We start from the raw sequence: 19,294 nt of genomic DNA, 5'->3' as shown, positions 1-19,294 counted from the left end.
TGTACCAATTATCCATTACCCATTACCCAAAATTGCTATAACTGGCTTTTTGGGTTTGCATCTGGGAATTATCAATATAAGCAATCATCGTTACCTGTGCCACAGGCTAATTTGTTTATGTCATTAATGCTCAAGATGGTTAATTTGACGGCAATTATTGCCAGATTGTGTGATTGATATTTTATGCGTTATCAACTCATTCGTCAGCACAGTGAAGAAGATTGTGGCGCAGCTTGTTTAGCTACAATCGCCAAACACTACGGTCGGATTTTTAGCCTTAACCGTGTCCGTGAGGCTGTAGGAACGGGACAACTTGGTACTTCTTTGTTGGGGTTAAAACGTGGGGCGCAAACTTTAGGGTTTAATGCTAGAGGAGTCAAAGCTGCACCAGAAATTCTCGATAAATTACAAGAACTACCCCTACCAGCGATTATTCACTGGCAAGGTTACCACTGGGTAGTGTTGTATGGGCGACGGGGTAAGAAATATGTAATTGCAGATCCGGCTGTGGGACTGCGTTATTTAGCAAAGCATGAACTGATGGCGGGGTGGGGAAATTGGCTGATGCTGTTAGTCGAACCAGATAGCGATCGCTTTTTTGAGCAAGAAAGCGATCGCATTGGTAATTTTCGGCGGTTTATGCAGCCAGTCTGGAATTATCGCGCTATCCTCGGCGAAGCATTTCTAATCAATATTTTTGTAGGACTGCTGTCGCTGATTTCTCCGTTTCTGCTGCAAATTCTCACTGATGATGTGCTGGTGCGTGGTGATACCAAACTGCTAGTAAATGTTGTCTTAGCAGCGATTGTGATGAATTTGCTCAGTAGCAGTCTCAGACTAGTGCAGTCTAATCTGATTACCCATTTTGCAGGGCGGCTGCAGTTAGGATTGGTATTAGAATTTTGTCGGCAAATTCTGCGCTTACCTCTGACATACTACGAATCTCATCGCAGTGGAGAAATTATGAGTCGGCTGCGAGATATTCAAGAAATTAATCAGTTAGTTTCGCAATCTGTAATTGGATTACCCAGTCAGTTTTTTATCGCGCTGATTTCCTTGGGTTTTATGTTGTTCTACAGCATGAAGCTAACTTTTCTGGCGTTAGCTTTCTCAGCGTTGATGACATTATCTACATTGCTATTTTTACCTATATTGCAACGTAAATTCCAAAATTTATTAATATTAGAAGCAGAAAACCAAGGCATACTTGTTGAGACTTTTAAAGGAGCCATCACCTTTAAAAGTTTATCTGCTGCCCCACAATTGTGGGAAGAATTACAGACTAAATATGGCAGAGTTGCCAATTTAGGCTTTAGAACTATGCAGATTTCTGCAATTAATAATATTTTTTCGAGCTTGGTATTTACAGTTAGTAGCGTTATCCTCTTGTGGTTTGGCAGCAGTCTGGCGATCGCTAAAGAATTAAGCATAGGACAATTACTCGCTTTTAATAGCATGAACGCTAATTTCCTAGGGTTTCTCAGCACAGTCATTGGCTTTGCTAATGGGTTGGTGCGCGCTAGAACTTCCATTGAGCGATTAGCAGAAGTTATTGATGCCACTCCTGAAAATCAAGGAGATGAGCAAAAACCTTGGGTAAAAATTCCGGCTAATTCCGATATTGTTTGCCTTGATATTAATTTTCACCACGCTGGCAGAGTTGACTTATTAAAGGATTTTTCCTTGACAATTCCCGGAGGGAAAATAGTAGCGTTAGTTGGTCAATCAGGCTGTGGTAAAAGTACATTGACCAAACTAATTTCTGGATTGTATCCGTTGCAATCTGGCAATATTCGGATTGGCGATTACAATTTGCCAGATATATCTTTAGATTCACTACGTCAACAAGTAGTGCTAATTCCCCAAGAAGCGCATTTTTGGAGTCGTTCTATTATTGAGAATTTTCGTTTAAATGCTCCATATACAAGCTTTGAAGCTATCGTTCAAGCTTGTAAAATCACTGGCGCTGATGAATTTATTAGTCGCCTACCCGATAAATATCAAACTGTCTTAGGTGAATTTGGTGCGAACCTCTCCGGCGGACAGCGTCAGCGTTTAGCCATAGCTAGGGCCATTGTCTCTGACCCATCGATTTTAATTATGGATGAATCCACAGGGGCTTTAGATCCCGCCAGCGAATCTTATCTCCTAGAGAAATTATTGAGCGATCGCTATGGTAAGACTACAATTCTCATTAGTCACCGCCCTCATGTGATTCAACACGCAGATTGGATAATTGTGTTGAACGAAGGCCAATTAACCGCCCAAGGATGTTTCACAGATTTGCAAGCTCAACCTCACAACCCCTTATTCTTCTTAAATTTTTAGACAACCTGGATTGGGGACTGGGGACTGGGGAACTCGGGGCCCCCTCTGGGGATAAGGGGTAATGGGGATTGGGGATTGGGTACTGGGGACTGGGGATTAGGGAGATGAGGGAGAGGAAGGAAAATCACAAACACCAATTACCAATTACCAATTACCAATTACCAATGCCCAATGCCCAATGCCCAATGCCCAATGCCCAATGCCCATTACCCATAACTTTAGTAACAAATCAGTAATAATTTACACATTTACCTTTAGCAAGACCTATTATATAAAGCCGTTGGGTATTTAAGGGAGGTTGTGCATCACAAGACCAAGATTTTGGCTGGAATTTACGGAATCTGATTTTGTCTTGTGTTTCTATGTCATGTCCCAACGTAAAAATGCCCTAGACAAGAACTCTGTACTCTTAAAAAACCTGTTCTAAAACATAAAGTAGAAAGTTTTCTAGATTAAACAAAATAGGGACACACCACCTGCATTAGTTTTTTGCTCCTTTGAACGGTGGATTATTGCCACTGTTTGTCATCACTTAGTTTAAAAGGGAGAATACCTGAATATGGCTCGAAATAATAAGAAATCAAGAGGTTTTAACTGTGAACATCCAGGGTATTCCAGATGCCCTATCTGTTGTATTGTTCCACCACACATACTAGAAAATGTTGCTGTTAATGGTAACCCTGAGCAACGCAGTTGGGCTTTTCAAACATTAAACGTTTCTGCACAGTTACGTGGTAGAAGAAATGTCATCGGTTCTGTCTCGTTTGCGCCATCCCCAGGTGTGAAGCGCCGGACTATTTATGATGCTAAAAATTCCGAAAATTTACCTGGGATATTGGTGCGCGGTGAAGGAGATCCACCAAGTAGCGATCCCGCAGTCAATGAAGCTTATGATTATGCTGGCGCTACTTATGACTTATTCCATGAAATATTTGATCGCAATTCCATTGATGATAAAGGATTACGTTTAGACTCTACCGTGCATTACGGTGTCAAATATGAAAATGCTTTCTGGAATGGCGACCAGATGGTCTATGGTGATGGTGATGGACAATTATTCCAACGCTTCACTAAATCCATTGATGTAATCGCCCATGAACTGACTCATGGCGTGACTCAATATGAGGCTGGTCTACAGTATTACGGCGAACCAGGGGCGCTTAATGAGTCATTTTCTGACGTTTTTGGCGCTTTAGTCAAACAGAAAAGCAAAAATCAAACCGTAGAGCAAGCAGACTGGATTATTGGGGAAGGTCTTTTAGCTCCGACTGTTAAAGGTGTTGGGATTCGTTCCCTGAAAGCACCAGGAACAGCATACGACGATCCAGTCATGGGTAAAGATCCGCAACCTGCTGTGATGAAAGACAAGTACACAGGTACAGAAGATAACGCTGGCGTGCATATCAACTCAGGTATCGCCAACTATGCTTTTTATCTAGCTGCAATGGAGATTGGCGGCTATGCTTGGGAAAAATCTGGCAAAATTTGGTACATAACTTTGCGCGATCGCCTGCGTGCTAATGCTAACTTTAAAGCAGCAGCTACTGCAACTATCAAAGTTGCTAGCGAACTTTACGGTAACGATAGTAAAGAACAAAAAGCTGTACAGAATGCTTGGCAAAAGGTAGGTGTGATCAAATAGTGAATGGTGAATGATGAATCATTAACAAGTAAAATTTTCATAATTCATCATTCGTGATTCAAAATTTACACTGTCTTGTCCTTTGTTGTTACACTGGAAGATAACCATCGAAATCTTCCAGTTTTTTTATTTCTTCCCCTAGAAAGCACAACGGAGAGCAAAAAATGAGAATCTCCTTTGAACGCACAGGCGGCTTTGCTGGAATTAGCAAGAAAACAACTGTTGACACCGCTAATCTCCCGCCTCATGAAGCAAACGAACTCCCGCGACTAGTGGAAGCTGCTGGTTTATTTAACCTACCTGAAAAAATTACTTCACCTAATCCCCAAGCGGATCGCTTTCAATATAAGTTGACAGTAGAAGACCAAGGTAAGCAACATACTGTTACTGTCAGTGAGGCCGCCTTACCCGGAACTTTAAGACCCCTGATTGAATGGCTGAATCAATTAGCCAAGCGTTCTTAGGGACTTCTAACTAAAAACTTTGTAGGCAGGGAGCAGGGGAGAAAAACAGGCAGTAGTGGCTTGTCTAGACTAAAATAGTGCATTATTCAAACTCTTGTGGGATGGGCATCTTGCCCGTCCTGGGCGGACAAGATGTCCACCCCACAAGAAAATTATATTGCCACATTTTAGCCTTGTCGCGCCAGTAAAGTGAAATAGCAATTATTTAAATAAACATTACTACCAATATCCCCGACTTTTTGAAAAAGTCGGGGATCTAAATCTTGCTAAAGTAAGTGCCATTCAACCCTTGTATGCTTAACTTCGGGATAAAGCCATCACTTCATCAGTTGTTAAAGCTTCCCAAGCTGTGCCTTTGTAGCCATAATCAAAAATTTCGGGATGCAACATTTCTGCCAAAATTTCTAGAGAATCTACTAGCCTTGGCCCTGGACGGTTAAAATAGGCATTCCCATCGGTAATGTAGACTCTACCAGTTTGGGCAGCATGAAGTTGTTGCCATTCGGAACGTTGGGTTAATAACTGTGCTTCTTGGCGAGTGCGTTCTAAATCCCAACCGCAAGGCATAAAGATAATGATATCGGGATTGCTGGCTATGAGTGTTTCCCAAGGTAAAACAGCCGATGGTTGACCTGGGGAACTAAATAGCGTTTGCCCACCTGCCAAGTTAACTAATTCCGGAATCCAATTAGCAGCTGTCATCAACGGATCGATCCATTCAATGCAAGCAACTGTAGGCACTTCTGTTAAAGAGAGTCCTTGGATTTTCTGTTGACAAATTTTGACACGAGCTTCTAGGTTTTCTAACAACTTCACTGAGTCTACCTGGAAGATATTACCGATGTGCTCAATATCATTCCAAATATCTTGCAGCACGTTGGGTTGCAGAGAAATAATTTGGGGTGAATTGTCGATGAGACTGGCAACTGCTTTTTCTAATTCTTCGAGGCTGACTGCACAGACATCACACTGGTCTTGAGTCACAATATGGGTGGGCCGTAATTGCTCTAAAATCTCCGTATTAATTTCATAGATGCTGAGAGCTGATTGTAATAAATCATTCACATCATCGTGAATTTTCCGGCTGGAGGCATTAGTATTAATCCGGGCTGTGGTACAAATGGGGCGATCCTGAATCTCTGGGGGATAATCACATTCGTGCGATCGCCCTACAATTGCGTTACTCAAACCCAGTGCTGCTAAAATCTCTGTTCCACTTGGAATGAGAGAGACAATTCTGACGCTGCTATCTTTCATTGCTCCACCTCTGTAACAGCTGCTCTAATCACAATTGTCGCAAAATTTGTGACCTAGCGTATCTCTCTAGAAGAATACACTGGCTTTTCAAGGATTTTTTTAGCAAAAATTAGCAATAACTTGAATAGCAAGCATCAGGAGAATTTAAACAATAAATTTGCAACATTTTGTCAAGCTCACATTTCAAAAAACCTAGACTCTTCTCACTTCACTCTTAAGTTCCGTAGCACAACAAAATCAGCAAGTTAGCGCGATTAAACCCAAGAATGTAAAGTTTTATGACAAGGCAGAAAACCGAAACGATCACAAAGTTGATCCTTGTTTTATTTCACTTTCTTAATATATTGATAGACAATTGTTAACTTATTTATAAGTATATATACTAGTTGGGTGAAATTTCATAAGTTTAATGCATATATAAAGTGTGTTTTTAATTGTCTTAGGCTGAAAAATTTATCAATAGATGTAATGTTCTTGAATTTATTCTTAAATAATGCTAATTGTGTAAAAACCGTATTTCAATCTCCTGAGATGCGTAATAGCGGGTCATTAATAGACATCGCTTCCAAAGTGGCAATCATTGCGATCGCTAAGATGGGAGATAAGGTTTGCAGCTTAGTAGCTCTGAGTTGATTAGCACAGAACTATTGAATAAAAAGTGAGTTACGCCTCAACTTTTGCCGTGGCGGTTGCCTAAGCAAGCGACCACCAACAGCATGAATGAATACTGAACACCAAGAGTAACTGTATGCTACACCCAAAGCCAGTTATGAAGTACAGTTATCGTCTTTATTTAATTTGACTGAGCGCCAAAACAAAGCATTGTTCGGCTTCAACAACGTTTTAATGAGTCATCTTACATCATAGAGGAATGATTGTCTATGCAAAGCATAAATTCTGGCAGAAATGACAGGTGATGAAATTACGTCTAATGGAAACTGATTACCACAAATTTTGTAATTTTGTCGATAATTTTCAAACCACGATTTTTAACAGTTATTGAAGCCCTGAAGGGGAAATAGGCATTTTTAATTTATATCAAATCTAAATTGCAAACCTGAGTAACAATACTAGCCTCCAGAGCGTCACGCTAGAATCACAGGAGTTGATAGTAAAAAATATACTTTCCGGGTCTGAAAAAACCTGTGAAGTAATTGTATTTATTAAAGATGACTCTACTTTCCCCGTAGAACTCCAAAGCAAAATTATTTCTTACGCAGGTTAAAAAATGCATGTGGTGGCAGCTAGAGATATTACAGAAGCCAAGCAGTCCCCGGGAGCTTTGCAAACTCGAGAACATGCTCGCCGAAAACAAAGTCAAACATTGGTGCAGCTAGCAAGAAGTAAAACATTCCAACAAGGTAATCTCAATGCAGCATTCCAAGAGATTACAGAAGCTGCTGCTCGCACGCTCAATGTGCAGCGAGTTGGTGTATGGTTATACAACGAAGACCACTCAACATTAGAATGTATTGATTTATACGACTTTAAAACAAAAGAACATACCTGCGGCTTGTCGCTTTTGAAGGCCAATTACCCTGATTATTTCCAAGCTTTATCAGAGGAACGCAGTATTGCTGCCGATGATGCCATCAACGATATGAGAACTCAAGAATTATCCCAGTCTTATTTGTCTATGTTGGGTATTGCGTCTTTGTTGAATGCACCAATTTGGCTAGGAGGTCGGTTAGTAGGAGTAGTTTCTCACGAACATTTAGGCGAGATTCGCCAATGGACTTTGGAAGAAGAGAATTTTGCTGGTTCAATGGCAGATTTTGTCAGCCTAGCGATAGAAGCCAGTGAGCGTAACGCTGCAGAGTCCGCACTGCGTCAGAGCGAGGCTCAATTCCGAGCGATTTTTGAGTGTTCCTCAATCGGTATCGGACTCATAGATATGAAAGTAGAAATAGTGGATGCTAATCCAGCACTATGCCAGATGCTAGGTTACAGCCGTGAAGAACTATTTGGGCAGAGGTTTACCAATTATATTTCCCAGCAGAAGGGAGATTTAGAGCTTTTTGGACAACTTGTTTCTGGTATTAATAAAGATCCAGAACAACCTGCACAAAGAAATCGCATTGAGATGGAAAGACTCTTCCTTCATAAACAAGGAGGGTTAGTTTGGACTCATCTGTCAGTTTCAGTTATCCGTGACAGCTACGGTAACCCTGAGTTTTTCTTAGCTATTGTTGAAGATATTACCGAACGCAAGCAAACTGAGTTAAAACTGCGCGCCTCCCAAGCAGCCGCAGAAGCAGGGAGTCGTGCCAAAAGTGAATTTTTAGCGACCATGAGCCATGAACTGCGAACACCCCTGAACGCGATTATGGGTTTATCGCAATTGTTGCAACAAGAAATGGTCGGCCCTCTCAATGAAAAGCAGCAAGAATATATAAGTTGTGTATATAGCAGTGGTCAACATCTCTTAGCCCTAATCAACGATATTTTGGATCTATCTAAGGTAGAAGCAGGGAAAGAAGAACTGTTGCAGTTACCTTTGCTAGTTAGAGATGTGTGTAATTATGTGATATCTACAGTATCAGACCAAGCCTTAGATAAGGGATTGCAACTGAGCAACGAAATTGACTCAGAAACCGAGATTTTTATTGGAGATGAGCGGCGAGTCAAGCAAATGCTACTCAATCTACTGACAAATGCAATTAAATTTACACCAGCAGGTAAGGTATCCTTAGAAGTTAAAAAAGTCAATAATGGTATTACTTTTACAGTTGCTGATACTGGTATAGGAATTGATCCGAATAACTTTCAATTTCTCTTTGAACCATTTAAACAGCTTGATAGTCGCTTAAATCGTCAGTATGAAGGTACGGGTTTGGGTCTAGCCTTAACACGCAAATTAGCACGTTTGCATGGTGGCGATGTTACAGTGGAATCGGCTTTGGGTCAAGGAAGTCGGTTTACGTTGTTTCTGCCAGATCAACCTTATAGTGGTTCGTAATGGGTAATTGGTAATTGGTAATTGGTAATTGGTAATGGGTAATTGGTAATTGGTAATTAATGATTACGAAAGTAAGCTATAGATTGAGCAAGAGCGAACTGCAGGCATAAAGCTCAAGATTTCGGAGTGCTTAAGCTAATTTTTGTCAAAAAAAGCCGCCCCAGTGGGTGGCAAAAAATTATCAGTACAGCTTGAAGTTGTGTAGTAAGCAGCAAAGTGCTTACTACGTACAAGAATACTAGCGATCGCAATTAGCAATCGTAGTATAGGTAAAATTCGTAGGGATGAGGACGTAATTGTAGCTGCTTAACTTCGTTAACTAGCTTGTACTCGATCCAGTTTTGGATAAAGTCTTCTGTGAATACACCGCTTTCAGTCAAGAAGGCGTGATCGTTTTCCAGTGCTTCTAATGCCAGTTCCAAAGAACCAGGAGTAGAAGGAACTTTTGCTAGTTCTTCTGGAGAAAGTTCATAGATATTTCTGTCTAAGGGTTCACCAGGATGGATTTTATTCTTGATACCATCAATACCAGCACAAAGCATAGCAGCAAATGCCAAGTAAGGGTTAGAGGTAGCATCTGGGCAACGGAACTCTAAACGTTTAGCTTTGGGGTTAGTACCAGACAGAGGAATCCGCACAGAAGCAGAACGGTTACCTTGGGAGTAAGCCAAGTTAACAGGTGCTTCATAACCAGGTACTAAGCGCTTGTAAGAGTTGGTGGTGGGGTTTGTGATGCCCAACAATGCTGGTGCGTGTTTGAGGATACCACCGATGTAATACAGTGCCATGTCACTCAAACCAGCATACTTATCACCTCCAAATAGAGGTTTACCATCCTTCCAAATAGACTGGTGACAGTGCATCCCCGAACCATTATCACCAAAAATTGGTTTTGGCATAAAGGTCACGGTTCTACCATATTTCTTGGCAACGTTCTTGATGACATACTTGTAAGTCATCAACCAGTCAGCAGCTTCGATGAGCTTACCAAAGCGGAAACCCAATTCGCACTGACCACCAGTAGCAACTTCATGGTGTTGTTTTTCAATGGGTACGCCGCAAGCTGCCATCGTCAACAGCATTTCTGTACGCATATCCTGGAAAGTATCAGTGGGCGCAACTGGGAAGTAACCTTCTTTGAAGCGTGGTTTGTAAGCGAGGTTAGGGCCTTCATCTTTACCAGAATTCCAACGACCTTCTACGGAGTCTACGTAGTAATAACCTGAGTTGGCAGTTTGGTCAAAACGGGCATCATCAAAGATAAAGAACTCAGCTTCTGGGCCAAAGAAAGCTGTGTCACCAAGGCCAGTAGAAACTAAATAGTCTATGGCTTTTTGGGCAATCACGCGGGGACAACGGTTATACCATTCGCCTGTGCGAGGTTCTTTAATGCTACAAATTATACTTAGAGTTGGCTCTTTCATGAATGGGTCGATCCAGGCAGTGTTTGGATCTAAAACCATTGTCATGTCTGATTCTTCGATGCCTTTCCAACCCCTAATACTGGAACCGTCGAAAGGTACGCCATCAGTGAATGAACTTTCATCGATTTGGTTGTAGTACACGGTTAGGTGCTGCCATGTCCCTGGTGTATCGATGAATTTCAGATCAATCATCTGAATTTTTTGGTCTTGAATCAATTTCAAGACTTCTTGTGGGGTTGTCATTGTTACTCCTTCTCTGCCAATTAAATAAACTCAAACTAGAATCTTTAAACCACGCTGACCCTGCTGAGATGAACCCAATTGTGACACACCTGGAATATCCTAAGGATATGACATTAAGAATTTTTGTAGTCTTTGTTACAGATTCTCCGGTTTACAGTTTCTATTAACCTTTGCCTCATACCTGTACAAAAATCGAACATACCATCTCAGAGGGGTCAACTTTGGCATAGAATCCTTAAATAGCGGGTAGATTGTTTTGTGCCGATTCTATATTGTAATTGGCACAAAAAATGACTGGTGCATGAAGCAGCCAAATTAATATCAAACCATAGATAGTAATGATTGGGAGAAATCGGAATGCGCGATGCAGTAACAAGTTTAATTAAGAATTATGACGTAGTTGGTCGGTATTTTGACCGGGATGCGCTCGACAGCCTTAAATCCTATTTTGCAAGTGGTACCGCACGTATCCAAGCTGCGGCAACCATCAATTCTAATGCGGCTGCAATTGTTAAGCAGTCTGGTTCTCAATTATTTGATGAACTACCAGAATTGATTCGTCCTAGCGGCAATGCTTATACAACTCGTCGTTATGCTGCTTGTTTGCGGGATTTAGATTACTACTTGCGCTACGCTACTTATGCTTTGGTTGCTGGTAACACCAATGTCTTAGATGAGCGTGTCCTGCAAGGGCTAAGAGAAACTTACAATTCTTTGGGAGTTCCCATCGGCCCTACAGTACGTGGTGTGCAGATTATGAAGGAAATTGTCAAGGCACAAGTAGCAGCAGCAGGTGTCACTAATACCGCTTTTGTAGATGAACCTTTTGACCATATCAGTCGTGAATTAAGCGAAAACAACATCTAGATATTTGGGGCAGGACAAATGTCCAACCCCTAAAAATATCAACAACAAACCTCCTTTGGAGGCAGCTAAATTGAGGAATGTGGGTTAAATAACCTGCAATATTTGTAGGGTGCGATAGGTAACTGATTAATCAACAATCTGGGGTCATGAGGTGACGATTTCGCACTTGGCACTTTACATCAAAAGTTTTGCATTTTATTTAATCTACATTCCTTTAGCAGTTCGTTTTTTGCTAATGCATAAAATACGATAAATTATCAACTTAAAAATAAAATTTAATATTTTCTAAGTTTGATTTACATCCCTTCAGTGAATCCATAATCTTGGTAAAAGATTTAAATAATTCTTTATTTGTCAATGAGCAATTGTGCTAAAAATTTTGAGGAATATGCCCTCAACTGTGAATATGACTTTATCTGTTCAGAGGCGATCGCTTCATATTAATTCACAAACCCTCCTCAGCAGTTCACAGTCATATTCAGTAACAAAAATTAGTAATATTCGATTAGCATTGGCTCCTCAGGGATAAAACGCGAAACAAGGTTAGTTTTTTTACCTAAAGGTTTAAAAGCCGCGATCGCAATTGGAGTCTTAAGCTTTGTTAACTCTTGAATTTCCCAAAAAACCGCCCACCGGGGTTTATCGGCTGTAGTCGATGGCGGCAGAAACTTCGATTTACCTGCATATCTGCCATTGCGAGAATTTGCATGACCAATATATAAACCTCCCCAAGAGACTTCTGAGTTCAGAGGTTGATCCGCACGGTCAGAAGCATAAATTAATACCTCTACCGTCTTTTCTCCACGTAATTCATCCGCTTTGCGGAAAACTTCAAAAGCCATGCTACCGAAAGCGACTTTGATGATTTCATCGCTGAGTTCACTTTCCAGCTTCTCCATTGTGTCTAATGCAGACAGCAAATGCATCTCCGGAACAGATGCCAGAATCGCGAAAGAAGTTGTTTTAGCCATGTTCTGTTCCTATTTATGTAACCTTGTAATTATAATTACGTTTTATGCTCACCTTGGTAATTTTGACAGAATTATAGGTTCCTAAGTTAGAAGCCAATACGGTTCACTTAAGAAGATTTTCTGTTGAGGCAGGGGGGCAGGGAGCAGGGGGAGAATAAATTACCAATGCCCAATGCCCAATGCCCAATGCCCATTTTCAAAACAATAGTCGATGCCGGAATTGAGTAATTTATTCCTTGGAAGTCCCAAATCCGGCACAATAGAATCCCCAGAGAGTAGCATTAGTACCTTAGTACTCATCGTCACGGATCTGAAAGTCCGATTGTTTATTCAGGAATCCGCCAATCTGTCTTACCCAGTTAGCCAATCGTTTAAATTTATGCTCAATCTTGGCATCAAGATTATGCAACAAGTACTCAGTAAACATCTTTTTCTCACCATATTCGGTGAGATGAATATCTAATTTATGTTCAATCCGGGAAGTTGTTTTCTCGGTTTCGTCGCGCAAGTCTTCAATAGCTGAATAAATTTTTGATTTTAATTCAGCTATTCGCCAAATAATACCCACCAAAGCACAAATACTCACGATTGTGTCTAGGTGTTGTTTCATATTAATTAATCAGTTATTTTTTCAAGCTTAAGCTTCCACTGTGCAAAATTATTATTAGGCGTAATTGGTAGATATCTAGAAGCCCTAATAATTTCTGGTGTTCGCAAACTGTAAGCTGGATTTCTCAAATCATCAGGAATAGCACAAACATAAACAGTTGGGACATCTAACACCCTAATGTAGTACTTAACAGAAGCACTGCCATCACCATAAATAAATCGAAGATAAGCAGCGCTTCTAAATTTCCACTTGTGCCAATCGTCTTGATTTAAAATTGTGGTTGTGACCCGAAAAGTATCACCAAAAGTCGAGGGGAACTGTTGCCACAAATTTGTAACAGTTAATTCCCCTATTAAATTCCAATTAGCCACGGGAAACTACACGACGGGCAAAGCCGACTGATTTAATAACACCAGAAGTTCCGCCAGGAATCGTAACGGTATTATCAATTAAATCGTCTAAAGCTGTAGCTAGTTTATCTTTAGCAACGAGTAGTTTTAGTGTAGTTCTTTTATTGGTACTTGAATTTAAGACAGTTGCACTCACCCTGCGAAGAATACCTTTTAAAAGTAATTCTTTAACCGGATAATCTGGTAAATCAAGGTCTGCCTCATCTAGTGATTCAATTCCAGTAGAAGTAGCGTTGGCTCCAACATATAAACCAGAAGTACCTTTAAATGGATATTTGACAGTACCAATGGTTGCAACGAGTCTTGTTAACTTTGCCATTTTTTATTTAGTTTCCTATATGCAAAAAGATGAAAAGAATTAACCCAGAGTAATACTGGTGGGATAGTATGCGGTGCGAATAACTTTTGTTCTGTAAGTTTTACCCGTAAGAGTGGCACGCGCTTGAGGAGCTTTGTCTGCACTAACAATTAAGGTGGCAGTCTTACGCTTTGTACCATCAATATATGAAACTTTTATCTTGCGACATAAACCTTCAGCAATTGCTCGACCAACTGTAGTTGAGGGGACTCCCGCCGGAGCATCTCCAGTAATTTTAGTGACCCCTAAGGAAGTGCCAATTCCTTCATAGACATCGGGTAGTACAAGCAATACTGCATTAGTCCCGGAACCAACTACATGAGGCGCATTTTCAACACCACGAACTCTTGAAGCCATAATAAATAATCAAAAAAGTCTGTAAACCAGTTATATCAACGGATACAGACGTTCTGGGTTTTAGGAAACTTTTAAAGATTCCTTAGATCCAAGAGTGATGATATAAATTTTGCTCAGATTGCAACTAAGCCACCATAACGGAATGTAGTATCTACTAAAAAAACTGGAATGGGCTTACCTGGTATTTCCATATAAGCATATCTAAAACGAACATTTGCTGTCGGTCGGAATTGTTTCTTTTTGGTAGATTTACCATAGACAACTTGTGTCTCTGGGGTAGCAGTATTTGAGCGTTTAGGAACTGCTACTGTCAATCTATCTTGGTCATAAGTAGTGTTAGTTAATTGTAGTAATTTTTGAATAATATCTACAGCATCAGCTTCTGTATTGCCATAAATTCGTAAGCGATAACCACGCTCTTTATGGAAATATAAATACTGGGTTTTACTTTTAGTTAGTACTATTCCTTGTCTAGCACTTATAAATAAGTTTTTAATTTCTGTAGCTAATGTTCTAGCTTTTGTTTCAGTAATAGTACTTTGAGTTTCATCAACCAATCGAAAGCTATATTCAGCGTCAAGTTTCTGTTTACCTTGAGCAACAGATTCAGCATCTTGAGAGAAATAAAAACATACTTTAGGATGTCCTGTTACTGGAGCCTCAACACTATCATGACTACCATAAAACACTGCTAAATTTGACCGAGCATAGCCCAAAACATCGTAGAGGAAATATAACCTCATTAACGTCATATCGGCTGTATCTGAATCAAGCATTGTGCAAGCTGTACGCAATGCTCCTCTAGTTGATGTTATCTCTGGAACCCAATCATCATCACCTACATCACTAAAATAGCTTCTAACTATTTTGTTGTGATTGAGGCGAATCATATCTTGTAAATGTTCAAATGGAGAAAAACCTTCAGGTAACGCCATATTTAATTATTCATTAGCATTGAATTGGTCTGTAATGTCTGTAATTAATCCAGCACTTACTAATTTATTGGCATCAGCAGTCTCTTTAACTTTGGAGGCTTCTCCTACTGGGACACCACTTAAAGGTGGTATGGTTTGTCCATTGTTAGTTACTGACGTTTGAGTTGCTGAATTTTGTAATTCGATTCTTGCTTGCTGGATATCTTGAACTTGGGTTATAACATCAAGCGGAACTTGAACAACAGCTTGGACTGTATTTGCAGCTTCGTTAGCTAAATTTAATCCCCGAATTAATTTTGAATCCTGGAATGAAGGATTTTCTGGCATCCAAGAGTATGCATTGCCACCAACAACACCCCATTTTCTTAGTGCATTGCCAACTTTATTATTCCAGCTAGCAATCATCTCAAGTGCAGATGTAACCGTGTTGGCTAAATTCCAAACTTGATTGATTAAATTTGCGGTGGCTTGGTAAATTCTGTTAGCTAATGCCCAATCTTGTGAAAGTGTTTGATAATTTTCCTCACCAATTACACCTTTAATCATGTTTTCAAAGGTGCTAGAAATTATGCTACCCACATCATAGGGTTGGTCTTTACTGTCTTTAAGTCCGATTGTTTGCAGTCCAGTATTAACAATTGAAATTAAAGTTTGACCCAAATTATTACTAAGCATCATGGCATTGTGCAAAGTAATAAACATTGTGATTAATGAGTAAAGCTGAGTTTTTTTACTCCACTGGTCGAATTTGTCAAAAGCATTTTGAAATCTTGTAAGCATTCCTGAAATTCCACCCGCCCCAGGACTGCCTAATTTACTATTGGCTGAATTTGTTAGGGCTAAATTAGCCGTAGTTTGTGCGTTTATGACTCGAAGTTGAGCTTTAATTTCTGCCAAGTCTACTGGGTTCATGTCTTTCCCATCCCTTCCATTAATTCCTGGTCTACCATCTCTGCCAATGCCAATGTCCCCCCGTGGGCCTGGTGGCCCTTGCGGCCCTGGCTGTCCTGGTACTTGCACTTGTACAACGGCTGTCACGCCATCTCTACCAGGAATGCCTTGTGCCCCTTGCAATCCTGTAAAACCTCTAGGGCCTCTTAGTCCGGGTAGTCCTTGAAGTCCACGCGGGCCAGGAAGTCCCCGCAATCCTTTGACTAGTTGGGCGATCGCAATAGCTGTGAGTGCTGTTGTTAAGGCTTTACCGCCCAAATCTAATGCTTTACCACCAATATTTAGGGCTTGTTGTCCAATTTTTCTGGCTAGTCCGGCATTTTGATCAGCCAATTCAGCTTTTGCCTGTGCCCTTAGTGCATCAGCCTGAGCTTTTTTAGCTGCACTACTCGCACCACTAGCAACAGTAACCGCAGTATTAGCTGTACCTTGTGCTGATACCGCTTTCTGAAATGCATTAGTAGCAATCCCTAAAGCACTGTTTGCAGCTTCCCTAATCTTAGGTATTTGGTTACTCGCGTTAAGTGCTTCAATTCTTGCTTGGTCAGCTAACTCTCGAACTGGTGGAACCGTCCCGGCTACTGCTTCAATTCTTCTTTTTAAGGTAAAAAGTGTACCCAATACACCGCTTACACTATTTCCTAATGCATCCAAACCCCTTTCTACTGCGTCAATTCTTGCGCCTAATGTTTCAAGTACTGCTATCTGCTCAATAAGGGTAAGAATATTTGCTACTACACCAAGAATTTCTAAAATTCTTCCTCCCCATTTGGCAACTGCTTTTAATGCGTTCTCACTAATACCTACAGCTTTAGCAGCATTAACAATCGCTGTACCTGCTAATTTTTCAGCTTTCTCTATTTTTTCCCCTAGTCCACCTAAAGTTTTCTTGACTCCATCAATTAATCCCTTTGCATCTCTTGCTTCGCTAGCTGCATCACCAGAGGCTTTAATAGCTTTTGCAGCATCACTAATAGCATCAGTTGATTTATTAATAGCTTTACCTGCTTTTAAATCCGCCTGATTAGCAACACCCTCTACTAGCTTTAAGTCTCCTGCTGTTTCTTGTGCCTGTTTTCTAGCTAGCTTTGCTTGTGTCTCAGCAATTTTAGAGCGTTCATCTGCTGAAAATATTTTAGGCTCCGCAACATCTAGACGTTGTTTAGCTCCTGTAGCAGTCGCATCAGCTTTTTTAGCAGCATCACTAGCTGTCTTTGCTTCCCTACTTGCACTTGTTGATTCTCCTTTGGCTTCATTGCCGATGCGTTTTGCTTCTACCGCTTCCGATATTCCTTTCTCTGCTAATTTCTTAGCTTCTAGAGTATTTTTTTCATTATTAGTGATAGCTGATTCATTCTTGAATGTTCTTTCTAGTGCGTCTTTAGCTTTACTCGCTGCGCTATTAATTTGCGGTTCCAATTTGTTATAAGCAATCGTTAAACCTGCTGCTACTGCTGGCGCTATTTGAGGAACAATGGAAGCTTCAGATTTTTTTACAGCAGCAGTAATAATAGCGTTCTCGTCAATCGTTCTTAACTTTGCTACTTCTTGTCTCAATGCGGCAATTTCTGCTTTCAACTGTGTACATTCGCTAGACATGAGACACACTACCCTTACTGTTTAAAACTTTGACAGCGCTTTTTATTGTTGCTATCTCACCCGTCAATGAATTGCAATCACTGCAACAGTATCCAGGGTATTCTGAGGTTTTGCATTCACACTGACCATCGGGACAATTAGAGCATTGCACATCAAAAGTTACTGTTCCATTGCCTTGGTCTTGAAAGATTGTCAAGCCGTTATATCTAACCTCAATCGAACTTTTATCAACGTTCGGTGATGGGCATTTTACATTGGTATTAAATTCGTAAAAACTAGCACTATAAGCAGTCACTAAATGCGCTGGACAACCTGCGGCTAATTCAATAGAACCTGCTGGACAACTGGAACCAGTACCCCAAGAATACTCACCGCAAGCTTTCCAAATAAAGCAAAGTATGCCTTGGGCTGTTACAAATTTATAATCTGTAATAATTAGCCCAATATTCCCTGCATTAATGCTACTTAGTCCTATCCTAAAACCTTGCTGATTGTAATTACTAGTAGCATCAACAGGAGTATTTTTAGTAATTACTTCTATAGGTGCATACGGGCTTTTAAAAGTTTTTTCATTACCAGTTCCAAATTTATACCTTACTGTCGGTTTATCACCTGCTTTGCAATAACTCATAATTAGTAACTTCCTGGTGTAACAGTGGTTGTAAGGTCTGGTGTTTCATATCCATTAGTGAGTGATAGCTGATTGTATAAATCTATTTCTATTGTGGTAATTCGCTTATTCTCGGTGAAATTAACCCCCCATAGGTTAGCAGTGACATTACCGACTGTATCGCTAGCGGTATAGTTAATAAGTCTTGCAAGCAAACCAACAAATAATGATTCAGCACGATTATTGTTAGTCAGTGTTAAGCCCAATAAAGCACTTTTTTGTATCTTTATTTGAGTAGCGGTTTGGACAAAATCATCACCAAAAAATACAAAATAAGTAGTAGGGTAATTACGAGGCAAGACCCCAATAATATTGCTAGATATTCCGCTATTGTTGGCATATTTCAAAACTGGTGAATAGGAAAGTTTCTGAGACGAGGAAATAGTTAGCACTGTAGATAAATTAGGTGGTAATACCTTCGTTGTTACTGTGCTAAGTTGTGAGAATTTCACGTTAGGAGAAACAGTGCGATTCATGCCGTCCTGATAATTATTCCACTAGCGGCATTCACAACAACAAGGTATTGCTGTGATGTTCCGAAAACGGGTGCCGTATCATACCTAGCGCTACCATTACCGCAGTATTGACCAACATCATCAGAAGTTCTACCAGCGCTACCTTGATTTGATTGCGATAGTAGAACTAAGCCAGAAAAAATATCACGTCGATTTGTTTGGCCGTTGACGTTAGCAATTCTAGTAGTATTAGTAAGGTAATCAAAATCAGTATTAGAGTATGGGTTTGCATTACTAGTTCGTAATGTTTGCATAGTACTAGTGAGAAAGATAAAACCATAACTCCAATTGTTTAAATCCCACCAATCAGGTTTATTTGCAGGTACTAATAACCCCAATGGAATAAAAGTTGTACCCTGTGTAATCAGCACAAGTTTATATTCTGTACTGCCATTAAGTGAGACAAAACCGATAGTATTTGTTGCTGCTAGCGTAGTGTAGGTTACTTCACTACTACTATTTGTACCTGTATTAGTGCCAGTGTTCCAAGTCGTATATAGTTGCTGATAAATAATAAGGGTATTTGATATTCTTACTCGCAAGTAATTAATACCCTGTACCTTTGTATTATCAACATCCCATTGATAGACAAGTATTCTATCTGTTCCTGATGTGTAATCAGATATTGGGGAACTGTATCCAGCATTAGTAAAAGCAGTTTTAAGAGCATTTACTAATGTTGTTTGAGTAACCGTTGCACTCAAACTGCTATCGGTTCTAGTCGCAATTGCCAT

At 40.3% G+C, this 19,294-nt stretch carries 18 protein-coding genes; 6 read left to right on the top strand and 12 right to left on the bottom strand.

Annotation, left to right across the window (positions count from 1 at the left end; translation table 11 throughout):
- The first annotated feature begins 183 nt into the window (after window positions 1-183).
- From HGR01_RS21415 to HGR01_RS21400, 4 genes are all read left to right on the top strand, one after another.
- Window positions 184-2,328 carry a peptidase domain-containing ABC transporter gene (locus HGR01_RS21415; protein ID WP_045874106.1) on the top strand — a complete coding sequence of 715 codons (2,145 nt, stop codon included), beginning with the start codon at window positions 184-186 and terminating at the stop codon, window positions 2,326-2,328.
- A gap of 68 nt (window positions 2,329-2,396) precedes the next feature.
- Window positions 2,397-2,564: a hypothetical protein gene (locus HGR01_RS21410; protein ID WP_155539620.1), complete on the top strand. Its 168-nt coding sequence runs from the start codon at window positions 2,397-2,399 to the stop codon at window positions 2,562-2,564.
- A gap of 323 nt (window positions 2,565-2,887) precedes the next feature.
- Window positions 2,888-3,970, top strand: coding sequence for a M4 family metallopeptidase (locus HGR01_RS21405; RefSeq protein WP_045874107.1), 1,083 nt, complete (start codon window positions 2,888-2,890; stop codon window positions 3,968-3,970).
- A 164-nt stretch (window positions 3,971-4,134) separates the two neighbouring features.
- On the top strand, window positions 4,135-4,434 hold the full coding sequence (locus HGR01_RS21400; protein ID WP_045874108.1) for a protealysin inhibitor emfourin: 300 nt from the start codon (window positions 4,135-4,137) through the stop codon (window positions 4,432-4,434).
- 297 nt (window positions 4,435-4,731) lie between these two features.
- Here HGR01_RS21400 and HGR01_RS21395 read toward each other — a convergent pair whose 3' ends face one another.
- Window positions 4,732-5,691: a cobalamin-binding protein gene (locus HGR01_RS21395; RefSeq protein ID WP_045874109.1), complete on the bottom strand. Its 960-nt coding sequence runs from the start codon at window positions 5,689-5,691 to the stop codon at window positions 4,732-4,734.
- 1,228 nt (window positions 5,692-6,919) lie between these two features.
- Here HGR01_RS21395 and HGR01_RS21390 point away from each other — a divergent pair.
- Window positions 6,920-8,650 (top strand): GAF domain-containing protein, encoded by a 1,731-nt coding sequence (locus HGR01_RS21390; protein WP_045874110.1) that lies wholly within the window; start codon window positions 6,920-6,922, stop codon window positions 8,648-8,650.
- Between the two features lie 251 nt (window positions 8,651-8,901).
- On the opposite strand, the gene glnA is transcribed toward HGR01_RS21390, so the two are convergent.
- Window positions 8,902-10,317: a type I glutamate--ammonia ligase gene (glnA, locus tag HGR01_RS21385; RefSeq protein ID WP_045874111.1), complete on the bottom strand. Its 1,416-nt coding sequence runs from the start codon at window positions 10,315-10,317 to the stop codon at window positions 8,902-8,904.
- A 357-nt stretch (window positions 10,318-10,674) separates the two neighbouring features.
- Between glnA and apcB the strand changes: the two genes are divergently transcribed.
- A complete protein-coding gene (gene apcB / locus HGR01_RS21380; protein WP_045874112.1) occupies window positions 10,675-11,184 on the top strand; it encodes an allophycocyanin subunit beta in 510 nt (169 codons plus the stop codon).
- Window positions 11,185-11,675: 491 nt separating this feature from the next.
- Here apcB and HGR01_RS21375 read toward each other — a convergent pair whose 3' ends face one another.
- From HGR01_RS21375 to HGR01_RS21330, 10 genes are all read right to left on the bottom strand, one after another.
- Entirely contained in the window at window positions 11,676-12,155 is a 480-nt protein-coding gene (locus HGR01_RS21375; protein WP_045874113.1) for a hypothetical protein, read from the bottom strand.
- 289 nt (window positions 12,156-12,444) lie between these two features.
- The gene (locus HGR01_RS21370) at window positions 12,445-12,765 is read right to left on the bottom strand and encodes a hypothetical protein (RefSeq protein ID WP_045874114.1); all 321 of its coding nucleotides are present in this window, start codon (window positions 12,763-12,765) and stop codon (window positions 12,445-12,447) included.
- 5 nt (window positions 12,766-12,770) lie between these two features.
- Entirely contained in the window at window positions 12,771-13,136 is a 366-nt protein-coding gene (locus HGR01_RS21365) for a hypothetical protein (RefSeq protein ID WP_045874115.1), read from the bottom strand.
- The gene (locus HGR01_RS21360; protein WP_045874116.1) at window positions 13,129-13,494 is read right to left on the bottom strand and encodes a hypothetical protein; all 366 of its coding nucleotides are present in this window, start codon (window positions 13,492-13,494) and stop codon (window positions 13,129-13,131) included. Before HGR01_RS21360 ends, HGR01_RS21365 begins: the two co-directional genes overlap by 8 nt.
- A 39-nt stretch (window positions 13,495-13,533) precedes the next feature.
- A complete protein-coding gene (locus HGR01_RS21355; RefSeq protein ID WP_045874117.1) occupies window positions 13,534-13,890 on the bottom strand; it encodes a hypothetical protein in 357 nt (118 codons plus the stop codon).
- Window positions 13,891-14,003: 113 nt separating this feature from the next.
- Entirely contained in the window at window positions 14,004-14,825 is an 822-nt protein-coding gene (locus HGR01_RS21350; protein WP_045874118.1) for a hypothetical protein, read from the bottom strand.
- Window positions 14,826-14,831: 6 nt separating this feature from the next.
- Window positions 14,832-17,375 carry a collagen-like protein gene (locus HGR01_RS21345; RefSeq protein ID WP_045874119.1) on the bottom strand — a complete coding sequence of 848 codons (2,544 nt, stop codon included), beginning with the start codon at window positions 17,373-17,375 and terminating at the stop codon, window positions 14,832-14,834.
- Window positions 17,368-18,006, bottom strand: a complete 639-nt coding sequence (locus HGR01_RS21340) for a hypothetical protein (RefSeq protein WP_045874120.1) — start codon at window positions 18,004-18,006, stop codon at window positions 17,368-17,370. The genes HGR01_RS21345 and HGR01_RS21340 overlap by 8 nt, the downstream gene beginning before the upstream one ends.
- 2 nt (window positions 18,007-18,008) lie before the next feature.
- Window positions 18,009-18,521 (bottom strand): hypothetical protein, encoded by a 513-nt coding sequence (locus HGR01_RS21335; RefSeq protein WP_045874121.1) that lies wholly within the window; start codon window positions 18,519-18,521, stop codon window positions 18,009-18,011.
- A complete protein-coding gene (locus HGR01_RS21330; protein WP_045874122.1) occupies window positions 18,518-19,294 on the bottom strand; it encodes a hypothetical protein in 777 nt (258 codons plus the stop codon). The genes HGR01_RS21335 and HGR01_RS21330 overlap by 4 nt, the downstream gene beginning before the upstream one ends.

This window comes from Tolypothrix sp. PCC 7712 (genome assembly GCF_025860405.1).
Classification (GTDB): Bacteria; Cyanobacteriota; Cyanobacteriia; order Cyanobacteriales; family Nostocaceae; genus Aulosira; species Aulosira diplosiphon.
The sequence above is the reverse complement of the archived record's forward strand: the minus strand, read 5'-3'. Positions and strand labels throughout refer to the sequence as shown.